This is a genomic window from Amycolatopsis sp. TRM77291 (genome assembly GCF_054166285.1).
Genome location: NZ_JBSZHF010000001.1, coordinates 8,130,414 through 8,148,961, shown reverse-complemented (window position 1 = coordinate 8,148,961; position 18,548 = coordinate 8,130,414). Strand labels below are relative to the sequence as shown.

Here is an 18,548-nt window from a genome sequence, read left to right as displayed (position 1 = left end):
TCCGCAAATCCGAGGCCTCCGGCCAAGAGAGACGCGCCCGGCGTTACTTCAGCGCCTCGAGAAGGGCCTCGCGCTGCCGCTCGCCCAGGCCGGCGGCACGCCGGTCCGGGTCGATCCCGGCCTGCTCCAGCAGGGCGGCGACCTTGACCGCGCCCAGGCCGGGCACGGCCTTCAGCAGCTGCGTGACCTTCGTCTTGCCGATGGTCTTGTTCTCCTTGGCCTGCTTGAGCACCTTGTCGATGCTCTCCTTGCCGGACTTGATCGACGCAAGCAGCTCGGAGCGCGCTTTGCGAGCCTCAGCCGCCTTGGCGAGGGCATCGGCGCGCTGCTCCGGAGTCAACGTGGGCAGAGCCAACGTAGTAGTCCTTTCATCTCAGGTCTCCGCTTTCGCGGCCGACGGCCTTTAAACCATGCTTGCGAGAGCAAGCGCTGGCCAGCCGTCTCTGTACCACGGCTCCAGTAAACGCCACCCGTTCCTCGGCCGTGAAACCGACACGCACTTATTACCCCTCGACCACGCCGCGGGCAACCCGCCCCAGCCTGCGGAAACACCCCGTCGGGGGCGCGTTTTGCCGGCGTTCATCACCCTTATGAGCGATGTCATCACTTCGCTCAGTCAGCCATTTTTCGTTTCATGGCGCGAAAAATACGAATTATTGATGATCTTGCCGTGAACCGGCGGCCACCCGTTAGCGCGACACTGTGACCGAACGGTTGCCTGCGATGTTACTGACCGGTTCACCCCTCCCGGATTAGAGTCGGCGCAACCCCAGTTCACCGGAGAACGAGCACCACGGGAGTACGCGATGTTGAGCACGATGCAGGACGGGCAGCTGTCACTGGGCAGGCTCCTCCGCCACGGCACCAAGGTGCACTCCGAGAGCGAAGTCATCACCTGGACCGGTTCAGAAGCCCGCCGCGAGACCTTCGGCGAACTCGGCAAGCACGCCGCTCGCCTGGCCAACGCCCTCCGCAGCCTCGGTATCACCGGCGACCAGCGCGTCGGCACCTTCATGTGGAACAACGCCGAGCACATGGCCGCGTACCTGGCCATCCCGGCCATGGGCGCGGTGCTGCACACGCTGAACATCCGGCTCTTCCCGGAGCAGCTCGTGTTCGTCGCCAACCACGCCGAGGACCAGGTCGTCATCGTCGACGGCACGCTGGTCCCGCTGCTGGCCAAGCAGCTGCCCGAGCTGAAGACCGTGCGGCACGTCATCGTGGCCAACGGCGACGCGTCCTCCCTTCCCGCTCCGGACGGCGTCCAGGTGCACTCCTACGCCGAGCTGCTGTCCGGCCAGCCGGACACCTTCGACTGGCCCGAGGTGGACGAGCGCTCGGCCGCCGCGATGTGCTACACCTCGGGCACCACGGGTGACCCGAAGGGCGTGGCGTACTCCCACCGGTCGATCTGGCTGCACTCCATGCAGGTCACGATGTCCGACAGCATGCGGCTGGCCCAGCACGACAAGGCCCTCGCGATCGTCCCGATGTTCCACGCGATGGCGTGGGGCATGCCGTACGCGGCGATGATGGTCGGCGCCTCGCTGCTCATGCCGGACCGCTTCCTCCAGCCCGCGCCCATCGCCCAGATGCTCGAGGCCGAGAAGCCGACCTTCGCCGGCGCCGTCCCGACGATCTGGCAGGGCCTGCTCTCCCACCTCGACGCGAACCCGCAGGACATCTCGCATCTGCGCGAGGTCGTCGTCGGCGGATCCGCGGCGCCGCCGTCGCTGATGCACGCCTTCGAGGACCGCTACGACGTGCCGATCCTGCACGCCTGGGGCATGACCGAGACTTCGCCGCTGGGCAGCGTCGCTCGTCCGCCCGCGGCCGCGACCGGTGAGAAGGCGTGGGAGTACCGCTACACCCAGGGCCGTTTCCCGGCGTCCGTCAGCGCCAGGCTGATCGGCGACAACGGCGAGGAACTGCCGTGGGACAACGAAAGCGTCGGCGAGCTCGAGGTGCAGGGCCCGTGGATCGCGGCGTCGTACTACGGCGGCACGACCGGTGACGAGCCCGACCCGGAGAAGTTCCACGACGGCTGGCTGCGCACCGGCGACGTCGGCAAGATCAGCCCGGACGGCTATCTCACGCTGACCGACCGCGCGAAGGACGTCATCAAGTCCGGCGGCGAGTGGATCTCCTCGGTGGATCTGGAGAACCAGGTGATGGCGCATCCCGCGGTGGCCGAGGCGGCCGTGGTCGGCATCCCCGACGAGAAGTGGGACGAGCGCCCGCTGGTCGCCGTCGTACTCAAGGAGGGCCAGAGCGCCACGGCCGAGGAACTGCGCGAGTTCTTGTCGGACAAGGTCGCGAAGTGGCAGCTGCCGGAGAATTGGACCTTTGTGGACGAAGTCCCGAAGACCAGTGTCGGCAAGTTCGACAAGAAGCGGCTGCGCGCGTTCCACTCCGAAGGCAAACTCGACATCAGTCAGCTCTAACGGGTTAATCTCCCGCGCGCCTGCCCTTCCGTGAAGGCCATCTTGAGGGACGCTGGTCCCTGAAGATGGCCTTCACTGCGTTCGGCGAAGGGTTTTGTTGGTGCGTAAGACAAACAGGCGAACGTTCCTGGCGCTCGCGGGGACGACCCTGCTCTCCGCCTGCGGGTCGAACACCGTCCAAACGGGAAACCCGCCACCCTCGACGGCCTACTCCGCCGGGGTGACCAGGCCGAAACCGAAACCGGTCGACCTCGCGCAGTGGTACCACCCGTATCCCGAAGCCGGTGTCCAAGAAGCCGTCACGCGCTATGCGGCGGCGTACCAGAAGTCCAAGGTCGCCGTGCAGTGGAATCCGGACGACTACGAGACGAAGCTGAACGCCGCACTGCAGGCAGGCCCGGTCCCGGACGTCTTCGAAGGCCAGGTCACCGTCGACCGCGTCCGGCAGAACCTCCTCGTCCCGCTGGACGACGTCGTCGGACCCGTACGCGGTGATTTCAACCCCTCGGTGCTGGCGGCACAGACGGTCGACGGCAAGATCTACGGGATCCCGCAGGCACTCGACACCCAGGTCCTCTTCTACCGCAAGAGTTTTCTCCAGGAGGCCGGTGTCCAGCCGCCGCAGACGCTGGACGAACTCGTCGACGCGGCGAAGAAACTGTCCAAGGACGGCGTCAAAGGACTGTTCGCCGGCAACGACGCGGGCGCGGCGGCGCTCGCCGGGCCGCTGCTGTGGTCGGCCGGGCTCGACTACGTCAAGGACGGCAAATCCGCCGGCTTCGACGATCCGCGTGCCGCCACCGCGTTCGCGAAACTCCACGAGCTCAACGGTTCGCTGCTGCTCGGCGCTTCGACGGACTGGGCGGATCCGCTCCCGTTCATCGACGGGCTCACCGCCATGCAGTGGACCTGGCTGTGGAACCTGCCGAAGATCCAGGACACGGTGAAGGACGACTTCGGTATCCTGCCGTTCCCCCGGCTCGACGCGGCGGGCACGCCGTCCGTCCCGGTCAGCGGGCTGAGCGCGATGGTGCATGCCAAGAGCCTGAACCCCAACGCCGCCAAGGACTTCGTCAAATGGCTGTGGCTGGAGCGCGTCGACTTCCAGCAGGAGTTCGCCACCAGGTTCGGGTTCCACCTGCCCGCGCGGCTGAGCGTGCTCGGCAAGGTCGCCGCGGCGGCCGACGCCGCGAAGCTGGTCAAAGAGAACGGCCGCGCCGCCGGTCCACTGTGGACATCGACGGCGAACACGGCGCTCGTCGACGCGCTGGGCCGGATCGCCCGCGACGGGGCCGACCCGGCGGCCGAGACCAAGGCCGCCGTCGAGGCCGTCAAGGCCGAGCTGGGTCGCCTATCCGCGTGACCCGTCCGGTCACGACAGGGTGTGTGGAAACAGGGACATTCAACGTCCCTATTTCCACACACCCCTCACCCTCAGTGACACCACAGGGCTCGCCAGCACGTCGGGTGACCCGGCGGCCTAGTCGCCGGACACGCCCCAGATCGCCAGCTCGACGGCGACGTCGTTCTCGTACAGCAGCGCGCAGTTCGCGCTCCAGCGCGGGCGGCGCTCGTACGGCAGCCGCCCCGCCTTGTCGAGTTCGTCGAAGGCGGCGACGGACGGCTCCTCGGTACCGAAGGCGGCCACGAGCTCGGCGTCGGTCAAGGGCCGGATCGTGCCGAAGTCGTCCTCGCCCGTGGCGCTGATGAACTCATGGACGTCGAGCACGGAATGCGTCCCGGACTCCTGGACGCTCTCCACCTCGTACAGCTCGTCGATCGAGTCCGGCCGGCCGAGTTCGTCCTCCTCCCAGAGGTAGTCGCCCTCCTCGAAGACACGCGCCTTCATCGCGTCCAGCGCCGCTTCCGGATCGCCGTCGAACCGGCCGCGGACCGACCAAGCCGAAGCACCCACCTGGCCACCTCCCACGCTCGCCAAGCGGCCAGCGTAACCAGCCCGCTTGGCCTTCTTTGGTATTCCGCCAAACGTGACAAATTTTCGCATTACCCTTTTCTGGCGTTCACCTCGCGGCTAACGTCTTCCGGCATCGTCCTTCCGCGACATCCATCCGCGACGACTGGGGGCACCGCCATGTCCGTCATCTCGAGGCGCACCTTCACCGCGGCAGGCGCCGCCGGCGTCGGCCTGCTGCTGTGCACGCCGACCGCCAACGCGCTCGACCGGGCATTGGCGCGCACCACGACCCGAGCGGTGCGCACGGCGGGGACCACGCTCGAAGCCGCGGCTGCCCCGCGGACCAGCGGCCCCGGCTATACGCGGCTGACCGCGGGCCCCGGCTGGCCGCTCGTCGTCCGCGGCGATCTGGCCGCGCCGAAGTCCGGCCGCGACGACCGGCGCCGCGCGATGGCCTCCTTCGCGCAGTTCACCGACCTGCATTTCACCGACGCCGAAAGCCCGGCGCGGTTCGAGTACCTGCACCCGTTCGTCGGCTCGGCGCACCGGCCACAGGAAACCCTCGGCCCCGTCGCGACGACGGCGCTGGTGGAGCGGGTGAACAGCCTGAAGGCGGGCCCGTTCACCGGACGGCCGATCGACTTCATGGTCACCACCGGCGACAACACCGACAACCACGAGCTGATCGAGCTCGAATGGTTCCTCAAGGTGCTCAACGGCGGCACGGTGAACCCGACCTCGGGCGACCCGAACGCGCACGAAGGCGTCCAGACGTCCGGGTCCTCGCACTACTGGAACCCCGGCAAGACGCTGGACGACGCGTACACGAAGAAGGGCTTCCCGCAGCTGCCCGGCCTGCTCGACGCGGCCTCGAACACCTTCACCTCGCCAGGCCTCGACGTCCCGTGGTTCTGCACCTTCGGCAACCACGACGACAGCATCGTCGGCACCGTGCCGGACTTCCCGGGGATGGACGGCTGGTACACCGGCCGCTTCAAGGTGATCGGCAAGGACGAGACGACGTCGCGGAAGCTCGCCAAGGCGATCGGGTCCGGCTCCGGCGTCCCGGTCACGGAGCTGTTCGGCGGTTCGGGCACGATCCGCGAGATCACCCCGGACGAACGACGGCGGCCGTTCAGCACCGCGGAGTTCGTGCGGCACCACCTCGACTCCGCCAACACCGGGCCCGGCCCGGTCGGCCACGGGTTCAGCGAGAACAACGCCGACGGGCGGAACGTGTACTACACCTTCCGCATCGCGCCGGGGATCACCGGCATCAGCCTCGACACCACGACGATGGCCGGGCTGGCCGACGGATCGATCGGGCTCGGGCAGTTCACCTGGGTGGAGAACACGCTCAAGCGCAACAGCTCGACGTACTACGACTTCTTCGGGCGCAAGGTCACGCAGAACGTGACGGACGAGCTGTTCATCCTGTTCAGCCACCACACCAGCGACACCATGGGCAACGTGCTTCCGGACGCGCGGCATCCGCTGGAGATCCGGCTCAACGGCGACACGTTCGTCTCGCTGCTGCACCGGTTCCCGAACGTGCTGGCGTGGGTCAACGGGCACACGCACCACAACAAGATCACCCCGCACGCCGGCAAGACGGCGAAGCAGAGCTTCTGGGAGATCAACACCGCTTCGCACATCGACTTCCCGCAGCACGCGCGGATCATCGAGGTCGCGGACAACGCCGACGGCACGTTGTCGCTGTTCACGACCCTGATCGAGGCGGAAGCCCCGTACGAGGCGTCGTACACGGACACCTCGACGCAAGCGCTTGCGTCGCTGTACCGGGAGTTCTCGTACAACGACATCCACGCCTCGCTCTCCGCCGTCGGCACCGCCCAGGACCAGAACACGGAACTCCTCCTCCCGAACCCGCTGGCCTGAGTTACGCCTCCAATCACGCGAGTTACGCCTTCACACACGCGAGTTACGCCTTCAAACACGCGAGTTCGCCGTCTGATCACACGAGCCGGCCGTCGGCTCAGGGACCAGAGGCGTAACTCGCGTGATCGGGGGCGTAACTCGCGTGATCGGGGGCGTAACTCGCGTGATCGGGGGCGTAACTCGCGTGATCGGGGGCGTAACTCGCGTGATTGAACGGCGAACTGTTTACATACCTCGCGCGACCGGCGAAAATCCCTTCCCTACTGGGTGGACACGAGGGATGGAGCGCCGGATGCGGATACGAGGGCTGGTCACGCTGCTGACGATCGCGACGATGACCGCGGTGACGGCACAGACGGCGGAGGCCGGTCTCGGCCGCCCTGACGACGAGTCGATCGACTTCCACGACTGGTCCGGTCACCACGGTTTCCGCGACGGCAGGCTCGAAGGGCTCGGCCTCGACCACGGCGCGCTGCGCATCGACCGCCCGATCGGCACGGTCGAGCACACCGAACCCGCACTCGGCACCACGAAGACCTACGAATACGGCCAATGGACGTCGGGGAGCCACACGCAGGGCTTCGACGCCTCCCAGCTGGTCGCCTCGTGGAACGCGAAGACGCCGGCCAAGACGTGGATCAAGATCGAGGCGAAGGGCCGCACCGCCACGGGCACGGAGACGTCCTGGTACGTCATGGGCCGGTGGGCGAGCGGGGACGCCGACATCAAGCGCACCAGCGTCGACGGCCAGAGCGACGCCAACGCCGCGGTCGACGTCGACACGCTGGTCATGAAGGCGGGCGTCGCGCTGCGCTCGTACCGGCTGCGCGTCAGCCTGTACCGCGAGGCAGGCTCCCGCGCCACGCCGTCGGTGACGTCGGTCGGCGCGATGACGTCGCTGGTCCCGGACCGCTTCGAGGTCAAGGCGACGAAACCGGGCCGTGCCACCGGCATCGAGCTCAAGGTGCCCGCCTACGCGCAGAACCTCCACAAAGGACAGTTCCCGGAGTACGGCGGGGGCGGCGAGAACTGGTGCAGCCCCACCTCCACCGAAATGGTCGTCGAGTACTGGGGCAAACGGCCCAAGGCCGAGGACATGAAGTGGATCCCGGAGGGTTACGTCGACCCGACCGTCGCGTACGCCGCCCGCCACACGTTCGACTACGCCTACGACGGGACAGGCAACTGGCCGTTCAACACCGCGTACGCAGCTTCACTCGGACTGCGTGGGCACATCACCCGTTTGCACTCCTTGAACGAACTCGAGAACTACATCGCGCGCGGTATCCCGGTGATCACGTCGCAGTCGTTCAAGGCCGAAGAACTCGACGGCGCGGGCTACGGCACCGCCGGGCACATCATGGTCGTCGTCGGCTTCACGAAGGACGGTGACGTGATCGCGAACGACCCGGCCGCCAACAGCAACGACCGGGTCCGGAACGTCTACAAACGACACCAGTTCGAAACGATCTGGCAGCGCACCAAGCGGTACAACACGAATGGCGGCGTTTCCAGTGGTCCCGGCGGAATCGCGTACATCATCACGCCTGGGCACTGAATCGGTACCGCACCCGAGCGGATGTCGCGATCCGGGCCGCCCCCGTGGCAAGCTCGGAGTTCGTCGACTCGGAGGTGCGCATGCCGTACGAGGTCCAGGGCGTCGTTTCCCGCGCCAAGGGTGAACCGGTCTCGCTGGAGCCCGTGACGGTGCCCGACCCCGGGCCCGGCGAGGCCGTCGTCTCGGTCAAGGCGTGCGGCGTCTGCCATACCGACCTGCACTACCGCGAGGGCGGGATCAACGACGAGTTCCCGTTCCTGCTCGGCCACGAGGCCGCGGGGTTCGTGGAGGCCGTCGGCGACGGCGTCACCGGCCTCGACCCGGGCGACTACGTGATCCTGAACTGGCGCGCGGTCTGCGGCACCTGCCGGGCCTGCCGCCGGGGCAAGCCCTGGTACTGCTTCTCGACGTTCAACGCCGCGCGGCCGATGACCCTGGCCGACGGCACCGCCCTGTCACCGGCGCTGGGCGTCGGGGCGTTCCTCGAGAAGACGCTCGTCCACAGTGGACAATGCACGAAGGTCGACCCCGCCGCCGAACCGGCCGTCGCCGGGCTGCTCGGCTGCGGGGTGATGGCCGGCCTCGGCGCGGCGCTGAACACCGGCGCCGTGAGCCGCGGCGATTCCGTGGCGGTCATCGGCTGCGGTGGTGTCGGCGACGCCGCGATCGCCGGGGCGAACCTGGCCGGCGCGAAGACCATCGTCGCCGTCGACACCGACGACCGGAAGCTCGCCTGGGCTAAGGACTTCGGCGCCACGCACACGCTGAACAGCAAGGGCTTGAGCGAAGACCAGGTCGTCGACGCGATCCGGGAGTTCACCGATTCGTTCGGCGCGGACGTCGTGATCGACGCGGTCGGCAGGCCCGAGACGTGGCGGCAGGCGTTCTACGGACGGGACCTGGCGGGCACGGTCGTGCTCGTCGGCGTCCCGACCCCGGACATGCGGCTGGACCTGCCGCTGATCGACTTCTTCTCGCGCGGCGGCTCGCTCAAGTCGTCGTGGTACGGCGATTGCCTGCCCTCGCGCGATTTCCCGATGCTGATCGACCTCTATCTCCAGGGCAGGCTCCCGCTCGACAAGTTCGTCACCGAGCGGATCGCCCTCGACGGCGTCGAGCAGGCCTTCGAGCGCATGCACCACGGCGACGTGCTCCGCAGCGTGGTGACCTGGTGAAGCTCTTCACCGACGCCGATTTCCCGGCCGATCCGTATCCGGGAGCGCGGCCGGGGCATTCGTTCGTCCACTTCGACGGTGCCGGGCACAGCCTCGACACCGCGCCGGAGGGCTGGCGCGAACGCCAGGCCGTGCTGGCCTACGGCTCGAACGCGTGCCCGTCCAAGATCACCTGGCTGCGGGAGCACATGGGCCTGACCGGCCCGGTCGTCGTCTGTCACGCGCGCTGCGCCGACCTCGCCGCGGTCTGGGCGTCCGGTCTGCGGTTCCGGGACGGGCAACGGCCCGCCACGCTCGCTGCCGCGCCCGGCGTCGTCGAAGAGCACTCCGTCTGGTTCGCGACGCCGGAGCAGCTCGCCGTCCTCGATCGCTGCGAGGGCACAGGACAGCGTTACAACCTGGTGCGGCTGACCGCCCCGGCCATCACCCTCGACGACGGCACCGTGCTCGACGACGTCGTGGCGTACGTCGGCGCCGCGGACATCCGCCTGCCGATCCTGGTGGACGGCAGGCATATCCGCGTCGCCGACCTCGAACAGCGCCGGGCCGCGGCGCTGGAAGGGATCCCCGCCGAAACGCACGGCCTCGACTGCACGCTGGTCGAGGCCGGCACCCTGGTCAGAGAAGCTTCCCGGGATTGAGGATCCCGGCCGGGTCGACGGCCTTCTTCGCCGCTCGCAACACTTCGACGCCGATCTCGCCGATCTCCGCCGCCAGATAGCGCGCGTGGTCGACGCCGACGGCGTGGTGATGCGAGATCGTGCCGATCCCGGTGATCGCCTCCGAGGCCGCCGCCTTCGCCCGCTGCCATTGGCCGACCGGGTCGGCCTCGTCGCGTGCGGTGAGCACGGTGAAGTACAGCGACGCGCCCGTTTCGTACGCGTGCGAGACGTGACACATGATGATGGCGTTGCCGAGCGTCGCGGTGAGCGCGGCGCGGACCGCGTCGCGCAGGTCGCTCAGTTCCGCCCAGTACGTGGCGGTTTCGAGGGTCTCGACGCAGACACCGTTGTCCATCAGGGCATCCCGCTGCCGAGGGCCGGAGAACCGGCCACGGCGCCAGGATTCACCGAGCGCGGCCCCGATGCGGACGGCACCGAACTCCTTCAATACGCCGGTGGTCTCTCGGCGGCGCCGGGCGACCTCGCGCTTCGACGCGCCTTCCCAGCCGACGATCAGCAGGCAAGGCGCGTGGACACCGCGCGCCTTGAGATACCGGCGCAACGCCTTCGTCTTCAAACTGTCGTTGAGCGCGAGCGAAACCTCGCTCTCGTCCACATCGGACAGTCGCGTGACGTCCGCCAGCACCTGCCGCTGGGCGAGTTCGCGGACCGCGTCGGTGCCCTTCTCCCAGCCATCCAGGACATAACCTTCGTAACGGCGCACTTCCGGCACCGGGCGGACGCGGAGGGCGACCTCGGTGATCACCCCGAGCGCGCCTTCGCCGCCGATGGCCAGCTGCCTCAGGTCGGGTCCCGCGGCGGACGCCGGCGCGACGCCGAGTTTCCATTCCCCGCGCGGGGTCGCGAGCCGGACACCCTTGACCATGTCCTCGAAGCGGCCGTAGCCCGACGACGCCTGACCCGCGGACCGGGTCGCGGCGAAACCGCCGATGGTGGCCCGTTCGTAGGACTGGGGCACGTGACCGAGGGTGAAGCCGTGCTCGGCGAGCAGCCGGTCCGCCTCCGGACCGGTGAGGCCCGCCTGCAGGACCGCGATCCTGGACACCGGGTCGACGGAGACGAGGTCACCGAGCCGGGTGAGGTCGAGCGCGATCACCGCGCTCTTGTCCCCGCGCAGCGCCGCGACCCCGCCGACCACCGACGTCCCGCCGCCGAACGGGACGACACCGACGTCGTGCCGGGCACAGATCTCCAACAGCGACTGGACTTCGGCGGGATTCTCCGGCAGGACGACGGCGTCCGGTACCGGAAAATCACCGAACCCGCGCCGCCGTACCAGGTCCAGATAGGACAGACCGCCCGCCCTGGCGAGCCGCTCCCCCGGCGCCAGCAGGACATGCTCGGCGCCGACGAGTTCCTGGAGGTCTCGTTTCGGCTGTTCGCTCAGCGCCGAATCGGGAACGGACAGGGCCGAATCGGGCGCGAGGGGCGCCGCGGAGCCCAGCGGACCGATACGCTGGACGAGCCACCTCAAGGCCTTCGCCGGAAGGTGGGCCGCGTCACCGCCTTCGGGCGTCCAGGATCGTCTTAACCGGTGGTCAATAAGCTCCGTCACGACTACAGTGTTACACATGGACGTAAAACGTCACTCACCTGCGGAAACAGGCGTTTCGGCGCTGGCGGACACCCGATCCCGCCAGGCCTCGACGCGCGTGTCCGACGACGTTCTGCTCGACGCCGCGAAGAAGTGCGTGCTCGCGGTCGGCGTGAGGCGGACCACCCTCGCCGAGATCGCCCGCACCGCGAAGGTCAGCCGGATGACCGTCTACCGCCGGTTCCCGGATGTGCGCAGCGTGCTCGCGACCCTCATGACCCGCGAGTTCGGCGGCCTGCTGCAGGGTGCCGCCGAGCCGGACGTCGAGCCCGCCAACTTCCGCGAGAAGCTCGTCCAGAGTTCGTCCGCCGCCGTCGCCGCGCTTTCGGGCGACCCGTTGTTCCGCACCCTGCTGGACCTCGACTCCGAACTCGTCCTGCCCTACATCGTCGAGCGGTTCGGGAAGACGCAGCGGTTCGCCGAAGGCGTGATCCTGCACCTGCTGAAGTCCGGCCACGAAGACGGCTCGATCCGCGAGGGCGACCTGCCTTCGCAGGCGCGCACCCTGCTGCTGCTCATCCAGTCCTTCGCGTTCTCCTACCGCCCCGCCACCGCGGACGTGAACGAGAAGGAGCTGATGGCGGAATTCGCCCACGTGCTCGACGCGGCGTTGCGGCCGTGACGCCGGGCTCGCTCAACGCCCTGCGGCGCGACCGGGAACTCACGGCGCTGGCCGGCGGCGAGCGGGCCGACCTGGTGGTGGTCGGCGGCGGTGTCACCGGCGCGGGGATCGCGCTGGACGCGGCCGCACGCGGGCTCTCGGTGGCCCTGATCGAGGCGTACGACCTGGCGTACGGGACGTCACGCTGGTCCAGCAAGCTCGTCCACGGCGGCCTCCGGTACCTGGCCAAGGGCGATCTGGCGCTGGCGCACGAAAGCGCCGTCGAACGCGGCATCCTGATGACCCGCACGGCCCCGCATCTCACCCGGGCGCTCCCGCAGCTGTTCCCCTTGTACCGCAAGACCTCCCGTGGCCAGCAGGCGTTCATCATGACCGGACTCCTCGCCGGTGACGGCCTCCGCCGCGCGGCGGGCACCCCGGCGTCGGTGCTGCCGCGGCCGAGGTCGATCCCGGCCGCGGAGGCGCTGGCGCTCGCACCCGGTCTGTCCCCGCAAGGCCTGCGCGGAGCGCTGCTGGCCTACGACGGCGCGCTGACCGACGACGCGCGCCTGGTCGTGAACCTGGCACGCACGGCGGCGGCGCGCGGCGCGAAGATCCTGACGAAGGTCGAGGCACTCCGGCTCGACGCGGAATCGGTGCTGGCCAGGGACAGGCTCACCGGGCAGGAGATCGAGATCCACGCCCGGCAGGTGATCAACGCGACCGGCGTCTGGGCGGGCGAACTGGCGGAATCGGTGCGGCTGCGACCTTCCCGCGGTTCGCATCTCATCCTGGCCGCCGGGGCGGCGCCGATCGGCGCGACGTCGGTCAACGTGCCCGTGCCCGGCGAGAACAACCGCTTCGTCTTCCTGCTGCCGCAATCGGACGGGCGGGTGTTCGTCGGCGTCACCGACGAGCCGACCGACGGCCCGGTCCCGCGCGTGCCGGCCGTGCCGGAGTCCGATGTGGACTTCCTGCTCGAAGTGGCGTCGACGGCGTTCACCCGCCCGCTGACCCGGGACGACGTCGCGGGTTCGTTCGCCGGGCTGCGGCCGCTGGTCGAGGGCGGCGGACGCAGCGCGGATCTCTCGCGTAAACACGCGGTGGTGACCGGCGCCGACGGCGTGCTCACCGTCGTGGGCGGCAAGCTGACGACGTACCGGAAGATGGCCGAGGACGCCGTCGACGCGGCACTGAAACGATCCGGGCTCCTCGCCGGGCCGTCGACCACGTCCCGGCTCCCGCTGCTCGGCGCGGCACCACGCCACCGTTTGTCCACTGTGGACGCCCCGCCACGGCTGGTCGCGAAGTACGGCACCGAGGCGCCGCGAGTCGCGGCGCTCGGCGAGGTCGATCCGGAACTGGGCCTCCCCCTGTTCGACGGCGCCGAGATCAGCGCGGCGGAAGTCGTCTGGGCCGTGCGGCACGAAGGCGCCCTCGACGTCGAGGACGTCTTGGAGCGCCGCACCCGGCTCGGCCTGGTCGCCCCGGACGCCGAGGCCGCCCGCGGCCGCGTCCAGGAACTTGTCGGCAAATCGCTCGCCGGCCTCGCCTAACCTCCCGCATTTAGTCCTCTAAATGCGGCGAGTCATGCCCTCAGCTTGACGTGTCGTTGGGTTTTTGCAACAGTATGTTCCATGAGCCCGGTAAGACGCGGCAAGGAGCTGCCGATCTACAACCGGCTTCCCGTGCTCCGGGCCGAGCGCGGACTGAGCAGGGCCGCCCTCGCGGCGGCCGTCGAGGTCAATCCGCAGACCATCGGTGCGCTCGAACGGGGAGACCACTACCCGAGCCTGGACCTGGCGTTCCGCATCTGCGCGGTGTTCGACCTCCCGGTCGAAGCCGTGTTCAGCCGCGAACCGTTCACGCCGCTGTCCACTCAGGTCTACCGGGAGGGGGGAACATGAGCGAGGAGCGAGGCCGTCTCGCGGCGTACTGGGACCGCCAGCAGGAGCGGCTGGACGAGGTGGAACGCAAGCGAGCGCTGAAGTTGCCGACCTGGCGCACGCGGAAACGGCGGCGGACGTTGACCGTGCTGGTGCTGGCGGGCGACCTGATGCTGATCGGCGGCGCCGTCTTCTACCAGACAGGCCAGACGGGAGCCTTCCTCGTGTGCTGGCTCGGCGGAGGCGTCGTGGCGGGCGGCGCGCAGTACCTGCTGCGGATCCTCACCGGCAAGATGAGCGGCGGTTTCTCGATGTGGCTCGACGAGCGCGAGCGGGAGATGCGCCACCGCGTCACCTATGTCAGCTATCAGATCCTGGTGACGTTGATGCTGTTCGCGGTGCTGTACGGCCTCCTTGTCCCCGGTCCCAAGGCCGGTGGCGCGATGATGGCCTGCGCGCTGCTGATCACCGGCACCACGGTGTCCGCCATCATCCTCGGGTGGTCGCTGCCGGACGACGACCCCGAGGATTTCGAAGGGGTGAGCCCCGGATGACCACCACCCGGACGCGAGCGGATCGCCGTCGTCTCGCCGTCGCGGCCGTGATCGGCCATCTGGTCGTGATCGCCGGTGCCGCGCTGCTGCGTGAGCCGACACTGTGGTTCGCCGTCGGCATGATGGGGCCGGGACTGTGTCTCTGTGTCGGCGCCGCGGCAGTACTGCGCAAGGCCGTCGGCAGACCCGGCTCCGCCGCGAAGGACCTCGACGAACGCGAGCTGCTGCTGCGCGACCGCGCGCACTACGCTGCGTTCCAGGGGATCTGCGTGCTGATGCTGGTGGATCTCGGGTACGGGCTTTACGCGACAGGGCAACCGGATCCCGGTTCGCTGCTGTCCGCGATGACAGCGGCGTTGTTCGTCTTCGGGACGTCGCTACCGGCGCTGTGGCTCGCGTGGCGGCTGCCGGACGACGACCCTGAAGACTTCGAGGGGGTGCCTCCGGTATGACCGGGGACAAGAAACGGTACAGGCTGTCCATCGGCGTGGTCGCCGTCGTGCTGGTGGCGGGTGGGGTCCTCGCCGGCGCGGGCCGGGCGGCCTTGGTGTACCGGGCCACTTCGGTGGTGAGCAACGTCAAGCTGGACGGGCTGATCCAGCGCAACCGCACGGTTTCCGGCGTCCATCGGGGATTCACGGCGCTGGTGCGGTATTTCGAAGAGGGGAAGTGGAAATGAGCGAGGGGAAGCTGGAGATCGATCGGATCTCCAAGCGTTACGGCGCGAAGGTCGCGCTGGACGAGGTGAGCTTCGAGGTCCAGCCCGGTGAGCTGTTCGGATTCGTCGGCAGCAACGGCGCGGGCAAGACCACTACGATGCGGATCGTGCTCGGGGTGCTCGCGGCCGACTCCGGCCAGGTGCGCTACGACGGCGCCCCGATCACCCACGAGACCCGCACCCACATCGGGTACATGCCGGAGGAACGCGGGCTGTACCCGAAGATGAAGGTGCTGGAGCAGCTGGTCTACCTGGCCGAACTGCACGGGATGTCGGCCAACGACGCCCACCGCAGCGCCGAGAACTGGATCGCCCGCCTCGGGCTGACCGAACGGCGCAAGGACGAGGTCCAGAAGCTGAGCCTCGGCAACCAGCAACGTGTGCAGCTCGCCGCGGCGCTGGTGCACGACCCGAAGGTGCTGGTGCTCGACGAGCCGTTCTCCGGCCTCGACCCGCTGGCCGTGGACGTGATGAGCGGCGTGCTGCGTGAGAAGGCCGCGACCGGTGTGCCGGTGGTGTTCTCCAGTCACCAGCTGGATCTGGTCGAGCGGCTGTGCGACCGCGTCGGCATCATCCGAAGTGGACGGATGGTCGCCTCCGGTACCGTCGCGGAGCTGACCGCCGGTGCGGGCAACGGTCTCGTCGTCACCGCGCCAGCCGCGTCGCCCGGCTGGGCTTCGTCCGTTCCCGGTGTCCGGGTGGTCGAGCAGAACGGCCGGACGACGATCCTCGAACTCGAGGCCGGAGCCGACGACCAGGCCGTGCTCGCCGCGGCGCTGGCCACCGGCCCGGTCACCGAGTTCACCAAACGCAGGCGTTCGCTGACCGAGCTCTTCCGCGACGCGGTCGCCGAGAAGCCTGCGGCACAGGGAGTTTCCGCATGAACACCGTATCTTCGTGGCGCGCGGTCTGGCTGATCGCCAAACGCGAGCTGAACACCCGGCTGCGCACCAGGTCCTTCGTGATCGGCACCGCCGTGCTGCTGGTCATGCTGATGGGGTACGTCCTTCTGCAGTCCACGCTGATCAGCAACGAGGACAAGAGCAAGGTCGGCCTCACCGGCCAGACCGCCGGGATCGCGCAGCAGCTCAAGACCGCGGGCGAGGCCATCGGCGAAAAGATCGAGACCGTCACGGTCGCCGATCCGGCGCAGGGCCGGGCGCAGGTCGAGAACGGCGACCTGGACGCGCTGCTGTCCGGCAACGCCACCGAGCTGAAGGTGCTCGTCAAGTCCGAATTGGACACGAAGCTGCGTTCCCTGCTGAACGGCGTGTCCCAGCAGGAAGTGCTGAACGGCATCCTCTCCGAGGCACAGAAGTCCCCGGAAGAGGTGATGCGGACGGTCCACCAGACCCAGGTCGAGGTCGACTCGATCAAGCCGCCGGATCCCGAGAAGGCGCAGCGGACGGTGATCGGGCTGATCGTGGCGGTGCTGCTGTACATGAGCATCGTGACCTACGGGACGCTGGTCGCGCAGGGCGTGGTCGAAGAGAAGTCCAGCCGGGTGGTGGAGATCCTGCTGTCCACGGTCCGGCCGTGGCATCTGTTGCTGGGCAAGGTGATCGGGCTCGGCCTGGTCGGGCTGACGCAGCTGGTGATCATCGGTGGCGCCGGGTTGATAGTCGCTTCGGCGACCAACGTGCTGACGCTGTCCGGGGTCGCGACGGGCGCCCTGCTGTGGGGTGTCGTGTGGTACCTGCTCGGGTTCCTGTTGTACGCCACCGTCTACGGCGCGATGGGTTCGCTGGTCTCCCGGCAGGAGGACACCCAGTCCGTGATCGGCCCGGTCAACATCGTGCTGATCCTCGGCTTCGTCGTCGGGTTCAACCTGCTGGCCCAGTCGCCGGAGGGGACGGGCACGAAGGTGCTCTCCCTGGTGCCGCTGCTTTCCCCGGTGCTGATGCCCGCGCGGATCGCCGCCGGGACGGTCGAGACGTGGGAGATCGTGCTGTCGCTGGGCCTGAGCGTGGGCGCCATCGCCCTGTTCACCTGGCTGGGCGCGCGGATCTACCAGAACAGCGTGCTGCGGGTCGGCAGCCGGATCAAGCTGACCGAGGCGCTGAAGGGCTGACCCCACGGTCCGTGAAGGCCTCCTTCCCTACTCTCAGGGTAGGGAAGGAGGCCTTCACGGACCTTTGATGGCGCCGTAGCGCTCCAAGGCGACCTGACGTTCGTGGGCGTGGTCGACCATGGGTGCCGGATAGCCCTCGACGTTCTCCGGTCTGTGCACGGCTTTTCCTTGTACAGACCGGAGTTCGGGAACGTAACGGCGGACGTAGTCGCCGGCGGGGTCGAACTTCTCCCCCTGCGTCGTCGGATTGAAGATCCGGAAGTACGGCGCGGCGTCGGTGCCGCTGCCCGCGACCCACTGCCAGTTCAGCTGGTTCGACGCGAGATCGCCGTCGACCAGATGCCTCATGAAATGCCGGGCGCCGAGCCACCACGGCAGATGCAGGTCCTTGACCAGGAAACTCGCCACGATCATGCGGACGCGGTTGTGCATCCAGCCCTCGGCGAGCAGCTGCCGCATCCCGGCGTCGACGATGGGGAACCCGGTACGTCCCTCGCACCACCGCCGGAAAGCGTCGTCGTCGCTCTCGTATTCCATGGCGTCGAACCGGGAATCGTAGTTCTTCCGCGCGGTTTCGGGGCGGTGCCACAGGACGTCGGCGTGGAACTCGCGCCAGGCGAACTCGCCGCGCAGCGCCTCGGCGCCGGATCCCTCGTTCCCGGCGAGGTCGGCCAGCAGGGTGCGGGGGTGGACGCAACCCCAGCGCAAATACGGCGAAAGCCTTGTCGTGCCGGGGCGATCCGGCCGGTCACGATCTTCGTCGTAGGTTTCGAGCCCGTCGTCCAGGAAATCGTGCCAGCGTTCCAGCGCCGCCTTCTCACCGGGCTCCGGCAGCTCCATTCCCTTGAGCGACGGGGACTTCGGGAGCTTGACGGAGCGCGGCGGCTCCACCCAGTCCACAATGGACTTACCGGTGTCCGCCGGCCGCGGCCAGCCGTGGCGCACCCACGCGCGGTAGAACGGCGTGAAGACGCGATAGGGGTCGCCGTCCGGTTTGGTGACCCGGCCGGGCGTCACCGCGTACGGAGAACCCGTCTCGACCCAGGCGATGTCGTGCTCCGCCAACGCCTTCTTGACCTCGTCGTCGCGGCGGCGGCCGTACGGGCCGGTGTCCGCGCTGACGTGCACCGTCGCCGCGCCGACCTCGCGAGCGGCCTTGACGACCTCCGTGGCCGGGTCGCCCTTGACGAGCATCAGCCGTCCGCCGAGCTGATCGTCCAGCGCCTTCAGGCAGCCGTGCAGGAACGCGACGCGCGGGGCACCGGAGGGTTTGAGGAGCGCGTCGTCGAGGACGTACAGCGCGAGGACGTGCTTGCTGTGCTTCGAAGCCTCCAGCAGGGCGGCGTGGTCGCCGAGGCGGAGGTCGCGGCGGAACCACAGCACTACGGGGGCTTCTCTGGTCACGCCCGAAACCCTAAGCGCGCTCCCCCGGCCCCGCACGCCAAAGGTC

The 18,548-nt window shown here is 68.7% G+C and carries 18 protein-coding genes; 14 read left to right on the top strand and 4 right to left on the bottom strand.

Annotation, left to right across the window (positions count from 1 at the left end):
• Positions 1-43: 43 nt before the first annotated feature.
• On the bottom strand, positions 44-355 hold the full coding sequence (gene mihF, locus ACXIZN_RS38225) for an integration host factor, actinobacterial type (RefSeq protein WP_005155963.1): 312 nt from the start codon (positions 353-355) through the stop codon (positions 44-46).
• Positions 356-806: 451 nt separating this feature from the next.
• Here mihF and ACXIZN_RS38220 point away from each other — a divergent pair, with 451 nt between their 5' ends.
• Positions 807-2,444 carry a long-chain fatty acid--CoA ligase gene (locus ACXIZN_RS38220; RefSeq protein ID WP_457959675.1) on the top strand — a complete coding sequence of 546 codons (1,638 nt, stop codon included), beginning with the start codon at positions 807-809 and terminating at the stop codon, positions 2,442-2,444.
• Positions 2,445-2,544: 100 nt separating this feature from the next.
• Positions 2,545-3,807 (top strand): ABC transporter substrate-binding protein, encoded by a 1,263-nt coding sequence (locus ACXIZN_RS38215; protein ID WP_457959674.1) that lies wholly within the window; start codon positions 2,545-2,547, stop codon positions 3,805-3,807.
• Positions 3,808-3,924: 117 nt separating this feature from the next.
• On the opposite strand, the gene ACXIZN_RS38210 is transcribed toward ACXIZN_RS38215, so the two are convergent.
• The gene (locus tag ACXIZN_RS38210; RefSeq protein WP_457959673.1) at positions 3,925-4,359 is read right to left on the bottom strand and encodes a hypothetical protein; all 435 of its coding nucleotides are present in this window, start codon (positions 4,357-4,359) and stop codon (positions 3,925-3,927) included.
• 177 nt (positions 4,360-4,536) lie between these two features.
• On the opposite strand from ACXIZN_RS38210, the gene ACXIZN_RS38205 reads away from it, so the two are divergent.
• The 4 genes from ACXIZN_RS38205 to ACXIZN_RS38190 all read left to right on the top strand — a co-directional run bounded on the left by ACXIZN_RS38205 (position 4,537) and on the right by ACXIZN_RS38190 (position 9,632).
• Positions 4,537-6,258, top strand: coding sequence for a TIGR03767 family metallophosphoesterase (locus tag ACXIZN_RS38205; RefSeq protein ID WP_457959672.1), 1,722 nt, complete (start codon positions 4,537-4,539; stop codon positions 6,256-6,258).
• Between the two features lie 292 nt (positions 6,259-6,550).
• Positions 6,551-7,816 carry a peptidase C39 family protein gene (locus tag ACXIZN_RS38200; protein WP_457959671.1) on the top strand — a complete coding sequence of 422 codons (1,266 nt, stop codon included), beginning with the start codon at positions 6,551-6,553 and terminating at the stop codon, positions 7,814-7,816.
• A gap of 80 nt (positions 7,817-7,896) precedes the next feature.
• Entirely contained in the window at positions 7,897-8,991 is a 1,095-nt protein-coding gene (locus tag ACXIZN_RS38195) for an S-(hydroxymethyl)mycothiol dehydrogenase (protein ID WP_457959670.1), read from the top strand.
• Positions 8,985-9,632 (top strand): gamma-glutamylcyclotransferase family protein, encoded by a 648-nt coding sequence (locus ACXIZN_RS38190; RefSeq protein ID WP_457960701.1) that lies wholly within the window; start codon positions 8,985-8,987, stop codon positions 9,630-9,632. The genes ACXIZN_RS38195 and ACXIZN_RS38190 overlap by 7 nt, the downstream gene beginning before the upstream one ends.
• Here ACXIZN_RS38190 and ACXIZN_RS38185 read toward each other — a convergent pair.
• Entirely contained in the window at positions 9,610-11,229 is a 1,620-nt protein-coding gene (locus ACXIZN_RS38185) for an FAD-binding oxidoreductase (RefSeq protein ID WP_457959669.1), read from the bottom strand. The genes ACXIZN_RS38190 and ACXIZN_RS38185 overlap by 23 nt on opposite strands.
• A gap of 97 nt (positions 11,230-11,326) precedes the next feature.
• On the opposite strand from ACXIZN_RS38185, the gene ACXIZN_RS38180 reads away from it, so the two are divergent.
• The 8 genes from ACXIZN_RS38180 to ACXIZN_RS38145 all read left to right on the top strand — a co-directional run bounded on the left by ACXIZN_RS38180 (position 11,327) and on the right by ACXIZN_RS38145 (position 17,098).
• Positions 11,327-11,890 (top strand): TetR/AcrR family transcriptional regulator, encoded by a 564-nt coding sequence (locus ACXIZN_RS38180; RefSeq protein ID WP_457960700.1) that lies wholly within the window; start codon positions 11,327-11,329, stop codon positions 11,888-11,890.
• Entirely contained in the window at positions 11,887-13,425 is a 1,539-nt protein-coding gene (locus ACXIZN_RS38175; protein WP_457959668.1) for a glycerol-3-phosphate dehydrogenase/oxidase, read from the top strand. The genes ACXIZN_RS38180 and ACXIZN_RS38175 overlap by 4 nt, the downstream gene beginning before the upstream one ends.
• An 81-nt stretch (positions 13,426-13,506) precedes the next feature.
• Positions 13,507-13,776 (top strand): helix-turn-helix transcriptional regulator, encoded by a 270-nt coding sequence (locus ACXIZN_RS38170; RefSeq protein WP_034308595.1) that lies wholly within the window; start codon positions 13,507-13,509, stop codon positions 13,774-13,776.
• Entirely contained in the window at positions 13,773-14,309 is a 537-nt protein-coding gene (locus ACXIZN_RS38165) for a hypothetical protein (RefSeq protein ID WP_457959667.1), read from the top strand. The genes ACXIZN_RS38170 and ACXIZN_RS38165 overlap by 4 nt, the downstream gene beginning before the upstream one ends.
• The gene (locus tag ACXIZN_RS38160) at positions 14,306-14,761 is read left to right on the top strand and encodes a hypothetical protein (RefSeq protein ID WP_457959666.1); all 456 of its coding nucleotides are present in this window, start codon (positions 14,306-14,308) and stop codon (positions 14,759-14,761) included. The genes ACXIZN_RS38165 and ACXIZN_RS38160 overlap by 4 nt, the downstream gene beginning before the upstream one ends.
• Entirely contained in the window at positions 14,758-14,988 is a 231-nt protein-coding gene (locus tag ACXIZN_RS38155) for a hypothetical protein (protein WP_126730544.1), read from the top strand. The genes ACXIZN_RS38160 and ACXIZN_RS38155 overlap by 4 nt, the downstream gene beginning before the upstream one ends.
• The gene (locus ACXIZN_RS38150) at positions 14,985-15,911 is read left to right on the top strand and encodes an ABC transporter ATP-binding protein (RefSeq protein ID WP_457959665.1); all 927 of its coding nucleotides are present in this window, start codon (positions 14,985-14,987) and stop codon (positions 15,909-15,911) included. Before ACXIZN_RS38155 ends, ACXIZN_RS38150 begins: the two co-directional genes overlap by 4 nt.
• Entirely contained in the window at positions 15,908-17,098 is a 1,191-nt protein-coding gene (locus ACXIZN_RS38145; protein ID WP_457959664.1) for an ABC transporter permease, read from the top strand. Before ACXIZN_RS38150 ends, ACXIZN_RS38145 begins: the two co-directional genes overlap by 4 nt.
• Positions 17,099-17,152: 54 nt before the next feature.
• Here ACXIZN_RS38145 and ACXIZN_RS38140 read toward each other — a convergent pair whose 3' ends face one another.
• Positions 17,153-18,502: a cryptochrome/photolyase family protein gene (locus ACXIZN_RS38140; protein WP_457959663.1), complete on the bottom strand. Its 1,350-nt coding sequence runs from the start codon at positions 18,500-18,502 to the stop codon at positions 17,153-17,155.
• Positions 18,503-18,548 lie beyond the last annotated feature (46 nt).